Below are 6,549 nucleotides of genomic sequence, written 5' to 3'. Positions count from 1 at the left end.
GGGGGAAACAATAGATGGCAACGACTTACCGCACCTGTCCCGTCTCCGGACTGCAGTTCGAGGACCAGGCCGAGAAGCTGATGCGCTGGAACGCCGTCGCCGGCGTCCTCTGGCTGCTGGTCGGCGGCATCACCGCGCTGCTGGTGATCCTGACCCGCTGGCCGGCGATCAAACTGCTGCCGGCCGATCAGTTCTACCTGATCCTGACCGCTCACGGCATCGACATGCTGATCCTGTGGATCCTGTTCTTCGAAATGGCCGTGCTTTACTTCGCCTCGTCGACCCTGCTGCGCTGCCGACTGGCGACGCCTAAAATTGCCTGGCTCGCCTTCTGGCTGATGGTCGTCGGCGGCATCACGACCAACATCGCCATCTTCCAGGGCGAATCGAGCGTGATGTTCACCTCCTACGTCCCGATGCAGGCGGCCTGGCACTTCTACCTCGGCATCATCCTGGTCGCCGTCGGTGCGCTGCTCGGCGTTGCCGTGTTCTTCGGCACGCTGGTCGTCGCCAGGCGTGACAAGACCTATCAGGGCTCACTGCCGCTGGTCACCTTCGGCGCACTGACCGCCGCCATCATCGCCACCTTCACCATTCTGGCCGGTGCCGGCATCCTGGTGCCGACCTTCTTCTGGTCGGTCGGCCTGATCAAGGAAATCGACGCGCAGTTGTACCGCATGGTGTGGTGGGGCCTGGGGCACTCGTCACAGCAGATCAACGTCGCCGCGCACGTCTCCATCTGGTACCTGATCGCCGCCGTCGTGTTCGGCGCCAAGCCGCTGTCCGAGAAAGTGTCGCGCTTCGCCTTCCTGCTCTACATCCTGTTCCTGCAACTGGCCAGTGCGCACCACCTGCTTTCCGATCCGGGCATGAGTGCCGAGTGGAAGGTGCTCAACACCTCGTACTTCATGTACTTCGCGGTCATGGCCTCGATGATCCACGGCTTCACCGTACCCGGCGCGGTCGAAGCGGCGCAACGGCGCAAGGGCTATACCAACGGCCTTTTCGAATGGCTGCGCAAGGCACCCTGGGGCAATCCGGTGTTCTCCGGCATGTTCATCTCGCTGGTCAGTTTCGGCTTCCTCGGCGGCATCTCCGGGGTCGTGCTCGGTACCGAACAGATCAACATGCTGATGCACAACACCTTCTATGTTCCGGGCCACTTCCACACCACGGTCGTCACCGGCACCACGCTGGCTTTCATGTCGATCACCTACCTGTTGGTCCCGGTACTCTTCCGGCGCGAGATGATCCTGCCCAAGCTGTGCCAGATCCAGCCCTACCTGTTCGGCATCAGCATGTCGGTGCTCGGTCTGGTGATGATGGGCGCCGGCACGCTCGGCGTCTCTCGCCGGCACTGGGACATGGCCTTCTCGGGTGCACCGTTCCAGTATGAATGGCCGGGTGCTGCCTACCTGATGATGGGCCTGACCGGCATCTTCGGGGTCATCGCGGTCATCGGTGGTGGACTCTGGATCCTGCTCGTTGTCGGTTCGCTGCTGTTCGGCAAAAAACTGGACGGTGGCAAGGTTTCCGATCGTCCGACGCCGATCCCGAGCAACACGCAGGCGGCTTCGGCCGTCGCGCACGGCAGCGACCACGTCGGCGTTCCCGGTACCGTGGTCTTGGCTCTGCTGCTCTTTGTCTCGTTCGTGCTTTACTACTTCGTGAACTGGAAGTACCTTTCCGAAGTCTGGCTGCTCAGCTGATTCGGCAAGCCTCCCCCGCGCCTCCGGGCGTGGGGGCCTGCTTGAATCGGGCCTGGAGTACAGGCCCGATTCAAGCAGGCCCGACCTTTACTCAATATTCACCTGATCGCTACGCTATCGCCGCCAATGCAATCCACACCCCCATCGAACAGCACCCCCGGTTTCCCAATCCGTGCCATTCTGGGCGTTTTCAAGCTGCGCATCGGCGTCGTCATCACCTTCACGGCTCTTGCCGGACTGGCTGTCAGTGCAGGTCCCGCCCTCAGCCTGCCGCAGTTGCTCGTGCTGACCCTGTCGGTACTGGTGTCTTCGGCCAGCGCCGGCGCCTTCAACCAGTATTACGAGCACGACAGCGACCACCTGATGTCGCGCACCAGCAAGCGACCCTTCGTCACCGGAGAAATCCGCCATGGACCGATCTGGCTGCTGGCGATTGCCATCCTGATGGCGCTGTCGGTGGGCGCCGCCTGGATTGCCCTCAATGCCTGGTCGGCGCTGTTCGTCTTCCTCGGCGCCTTCTTCTACGCCATCGTCTATACCGTCTGGCTGAAACGACGGACCTGGCTGAACATCGTTTTCGGCGGTCTGGCCGGCAGTTGGGCGGTGCTCGCCGGGGCAACGGCGGCCGACCCGCAATTGGGTGCCGTACCGCTGGCACTGGCACTGGTCCTCTTTCTGTGGACCCCACCGCATTTCTGGAGCCTGGCGATCGCCTTCCGTGACGACTATGCCGCCGCCGGCGTACCCATGCTACCGGTGGTCGTCGGTGACCAGCGGGCGGCCAACACGATCTTCTACAGTACCCTGGCTCTGGTTGCCGCCAGCCTGCTGCCGCTTGCCCTCGGCCTTGGCCCGATCTACCTCGCCGGCGCTGCTGTCGGGGGATTTCTCTTCATCCAGAAGGCCTGGCGACTGACGCGCGAACCAAACCGCAAGTCGGCAATGGTCTGCTTCCACGCCTCGCTGATGCAGTTGACGCTGGTCCTGCTCGCCGCGATTGCGGATGCTCAGCTACACTTCTGATCGTTGACTGGCGCACCCACCGGTGATCGGGCCATTCACCCACGCGCTTGTCGCGACACTCTTCCTGCTGGCAAACGGTCCGCTGGCCGCTGACGACACGGCACCCGAGAAACCCAAGCTCACGGCTCGTCCGCAGGGTGTCAACAGCGGACTGGCGCTGACCACCCTCGACGAAAAGTCGGCCTTCGAATTGTCCCAAGGCGTCATCGGCAAGACGGTGGGCGACTTCGTCCTGCTCGATCGCCAGGGACGACCGGTCGAACTGTCGCACTACCGCGGCAAGCCGCTGCTGGTCACCTTCATCTACACCGCCTGTTTCCAGGTCTGTCCGACCATCACGCGCAATCTGCAGAAAGCCGTACAGAACACCGTCAGCGTGATGGGTGCCGATCGCTTCAACGTGGTCAGCATCGGCTTCAACCAGCCCTTCGACTCACCTGCAGCACTCAAGGACTTCGCCACACACTACGGCATTCACCTGCCCAACTGGGAGTTTCTGAGCCCTGCCCCGGCGATCGTCAGCGACCTGACCGCCAACTTCGGCTTCAGTTATGTCGCCACCCCGGCTGGCTTCGACCACATCAATCAGGTAACGCTGGTCGACCCCGAAGGAAAGATCGTGCGTCAGGTCTATGGCGAGAAATTCACCGCAGAAGACCTCGCCGAGCCACTCAAGCGGCTGATCACCGGCTCGCCGATCCCGCCCGAGGCCGGCACGCTGAAGGAAATCATGGAACGTGTTCGCATCCTCTGCTCGATCTACGATCCCGTCACCGGCAGGTACCGGACCAACTACTCACTCTATTTCCAGTTCGCCGGCTTCGTTACCTTCGTCGGCTTCATGATCTACCTGTCGATCCATTTCTGGAGAAATCGGCGCCGCAACGCAGCGAAGACACCCTGAACCGGGTTTGCCGGCTGGCACTCGTCGCTTACAATCCGTCCAGGCATTGCAGACCAGCACCGGATGGCCGCGCAGTGGATCGGCCGCAGCCCAGCGTTGTTCGAGCCGAATCCTGTCAGTGGGTCGGGCAAGCACTGCTTGCTTGCCCCGTATTGGATAGCAACTGAAAGGAGACTACGATGCCATCGTTCAACGAAATGGCCGAGATGGTCGGCGTGGTGCTCGACGGGGCCGGGATTCTCGTCATCGTGCTCGGCATGCTGGTAGCCATCGCCCGCTGTGCCATTTACGGCTGCCGCGCAGCCGACACCTACCGGCAGATCCGCCAGGACATCGGACGGGGCATCCTGCTTGGCCTGGAGTTTCTGGTCGCAGCCGACATCATCCGAACGGTGGCGGTAACGCCGACGCTCGAAGGTGTCCTCGTTCTCGGTCTGATCGTCCTGATCCGGACCTTCCTGAGCACTGCCCTGCAGGTTGAGCTGGAAGGTCAGTGGCCATGGCAGCGCGCAGCAGAGACTAAACAATGCGCAGAGCGATGAACCGGCGGTACCCGCAGCATCCTGAGCCACAACCCGGGCCGGCGTGGCGTCTTCGGCAGGGGCTGCTGGCCTGCCGAGAACATCTACGGTTGTGACTGCACCGACCATGCTGGGCCGCAAGGCACGGTCGCCCGCCTCCCGGCACGGGTCGTGATTGGCACCGAACGCGCCCGCCGATCCCTCTGGCAGGACTTCGCTGCTTGGCTGAAAATGTCGGACGATGTCGGCGAAGGACGACAAAAGATGTGGCGGCGCCAAAACCTGAGGCACCTCACTTCAGTCATCGACCGCTCGCCCCATACCCCAGGGTCTTGACGGCACGCCCCTGCCATCGGCCACAGGCCACGCTCAGGCCCTCTGTTCTGCTCAGGTTTCCGACATGGGTTGTCAACAGACCTCAGATTGATTACCGCCCGGAAACCACCACTGTCCCCGCCTCTCCCTCGGCCCGCGGCTTGATGGCGCCGATCGCCACCGCTGCCTCACCCGCGTCGCGCAGCCTCTGCACGGCCTGCTGAACGTCCTCGCGGGCCACGACGACGACCATGCCGATGCCGCAGTTGAAGACACGATGCATTTCGCTGTCGGCGATGCTGCCCGCGTGCTGCAGCCAGTCGAACAGCTTCGGTCGCTGCCACGCGGCTTCGACGATCTCGGCCTTGACCTGCGGGGGCAGGATGCGCGGTACGTTGCCGGTCAGGCCACCACCCGTGATGTGCGCCATGCCCTTGACCGGCAGCGCCCGCAGCAGTGCGAGCAATGGCTTGACGTAGATGCGGGTCGGCGCGAGGATCACCTCGGCCAGCGAACACCCGCCGTCAAAGACTTCCGTCAGGTCCGGCTGGGCGCGCGCGATGATCTTGCGGACCAGCGAGTAGCCGTTGGAGTGTGCGCCCGCAGACGGCAGACCAATCACCACGTCACCGGGAATGATCGTCGAGCCGTCGATGATCGCCGACTTCTCGACGACACCGACCGCAAAACCGGCCAGATCGTATTCCCCCGCCGGGTACATGCCCGGCATCTCGGCGGTCTCGCCGCCGATCAGCGCGCAGCCGGCCAGTTCGCAGCCGCGCGCAATGCCCTTGACGACATCGGCGGCGGTCTCCACGTCGAGCTTGCCGCAGGCGAAGTAGTCGAGGAAGAACAACGGCTCGGCGCCCTGCACAAGGATGTCGTTCACGCTCATCGCCACCAGGTCGATGCCGATCGTGTCGTGCCGCTGCAGTTCGAAGGCCAGCTTGAGCTTGGTACCAACGCCGTCTGTACCGGAGACCAGCACTGGCTCGCGGTAGCTCCTGGGCACTTCGAACAGGGCACCGAAGCCACCGATGCCACCAAGCACGCCCGGGCGCATGGTTTTTCGGGCGAGCGGTTTGATCCGTTCGACGAGTTGATCGCCGGCGTCGATGTCGACACCGGCAGCACGATAGGAGAGAGCTTCCTGGGTCATCTGGTAGGGTATCCCGAGCAAGACTGGCGAAGGCTGCGCAATGATAGAATGCGCCATTCCGATTGCCTGAACCACGAATCTTATCCGAAATGGCCCTCCCGCGCGCTGACCGCTCGCACACGCTTCAGCTCGAAACAGGCTCCATGCGCCAGTTGATCCTAGACCTGCTGCCGCAGGCGCCACCCAGCTTCGACAACTTCGTGACCGGCAGCAACGGCGAAACGCTCACCGCACTGGCTGCCTGGCTGGCGCCGGCCAACCGCGAACCCCTGTTGTTCCTCTGGGGCGAGCCCGGCGCCGGCAAGTCACATCTGCTGCAGTCCTGCCCGGCCGCCTACAGTGATGCGCGGCTCGACCCGGAACTCTCCAGGCTGCCGGCAGAGTGCGACTGCCACGCGCTCGATCATCTCGAAGCACTCGGCAATGGCGGGCAGATTGTCCTCTTCAACCTGATCAATCGGTTGCGCAGCCGTTCGGGGCGCCTGCTCGCCGCCGCCAGCCTACCACCCCGGCGACTGACGCTGCGCGAAGACCTGCGTACCCGCCTCGGCAACGGCCTGGTCTATCGCCTGCAGGCCTTGAGCGACGGCGAGAAACTGGCCGCGCTCGCCGAGCAGGCGCGGACGCGGGGCCTGAACCTGCCGCCCGAGGCCTTCAGCTACCTTTTCTCGCGCGCACCACGAGACATGCGCAGCCTGTCGTCCCTGCTGCTCGCCATCGACCACTACTCGCTGCAGCACAAGCGCCCGATCACTTTGCCGCTTCTGCGCGAGGTTCTGCAGACCCCGCTGGACCTCTGACCTGCCCGAAAGCACCCCCATGGATCTCGCCCTCTTCGACCTCGACAACACCCTGATCGCCGGGGACAGCGACTTTGAATGGGCCCAGTTCCTGATCGGCAAGGGAATCCTCGACCGC

At 63.5% G+C, this 6,549-nt stretch carries 6 protein-coding genes and 1 pseudogene; 6 read left to right on the top strand and 1 reads right to left on the bottom strand.

Going from position 1 to position 6,549, the window contains the following annotated elements; translation table 11 throughout:
* The first annotated feature begins 14 nt into the window (after window positions 1-14).
* From JNK99_RS13040 to JNK99_RS13025, 4 genes are all read left to right on the top strand, one after another.
* On the top strand, window positions 15-1,709 hold the full coding sequence (locus JNK99_RS13040) for a cbb3-type cytochrome c oxidase subunit I (RefSeq protein ID WP_291853814.1): 1,695 nt from the start codon (window positions 15-17) through the stop codon (window positions 1,707-1,709).
* A 126-nt stretch (window positions 1,710-1,835) separates the two neighbouring features.
* Window positions 1,836-2,732 (top strand): heme o synthase, encoded by an 897-nt coding sequence (gene cyoE / locus JNK99_RS13035; RefSeq protein WP_291853812.1) that lies wholly within the window; start codon window positions 1,836-1,838, stop codon window positions 2,730-2,732.
* Window positions 2,733-2,754: 22 nt separating this feature from the next.
* The gene (locus JNK99_RS13030; protein ID WP_291853811.1) at window positions 2,755-3,636 is read left to right on the top strand and encodes an SCO family protein; all 882 of its coding nucleotides are present in this window, start codon (window positions 2,755-2,757) and stop codon (window positions 3,634-3,636) included.
* Between the two features lie 179 nt (window positions 3,637-3,815).
* Window positions 3,816-4,178, top strand: a complete 363-nt coding sequence (locus JNK99_RS13025) for a DUF1622 domain-containing protein (RefSeq protein WP_291853809.1) — start codon at window positions 3,816-3,818, stop codon at window positions 4,176-4,178.
* Between the two features lie 406 nt (window positions 4,179-4,584).
* Here the strand turns inward: JNK99_RS13025 and purM are convergent, their stop codons facing one another.
* The gene (gene purM, locus JNK99_RS13020) at window positions 4,585-5,631 is read right to left on the bottom strand and encodes a phosphoribosylformylglycinamidine cyclo-ligase (RefSeq protein ID WP_291853816.1); all 1,047 of its coding nucleotides are present in this window, start codon (window positions 5,629-5,631) and stop codon (window positions 4,585-4,587) included.
* A gap of 143 nt (window positions 5,632-5,774) precedes the next feature.
* Between purM and hda the strand changes: the two genes are divergently transcribed.
* Both hda and JNK99_RS13010 read left to right on the top strand, forming a co-directional pair.
* Window positions 5,775-6,431 (top strand): DnaA regulatory inactivator Hda, encoded by a 657-nt coding sequence (gene hda / locus JNK99_RS13015; RefSeq protein WP_291853807.1) that lies wholly within the window; start codon window positions 5,775-5,777, stop codon window positions 6,429-6,431.
* A 19-nt stretch (window positions 6,432-6,450) separates the two neighbouring features.
* Window positions 6,451-6,549: pseudogene (locus JNK99_RS13010) on the top strand (HAD-IB family hydrolase); the annotation flags it as partial.

It is taken from the genome of Accumulibacter sp. (genome assembly GCF_016789985.1).
Taxonomy (GTDB): domain Bacteria; phylum Pseudomonadota; class Gammaproteobacteria; order Burkholderiales; family Rhodocyclaceae; genus Accumulibacter.
Note: the sequence above shows the minus strand (reverse complement) of the source record. Positions and strands in the feature narration are given on the sequence as shown.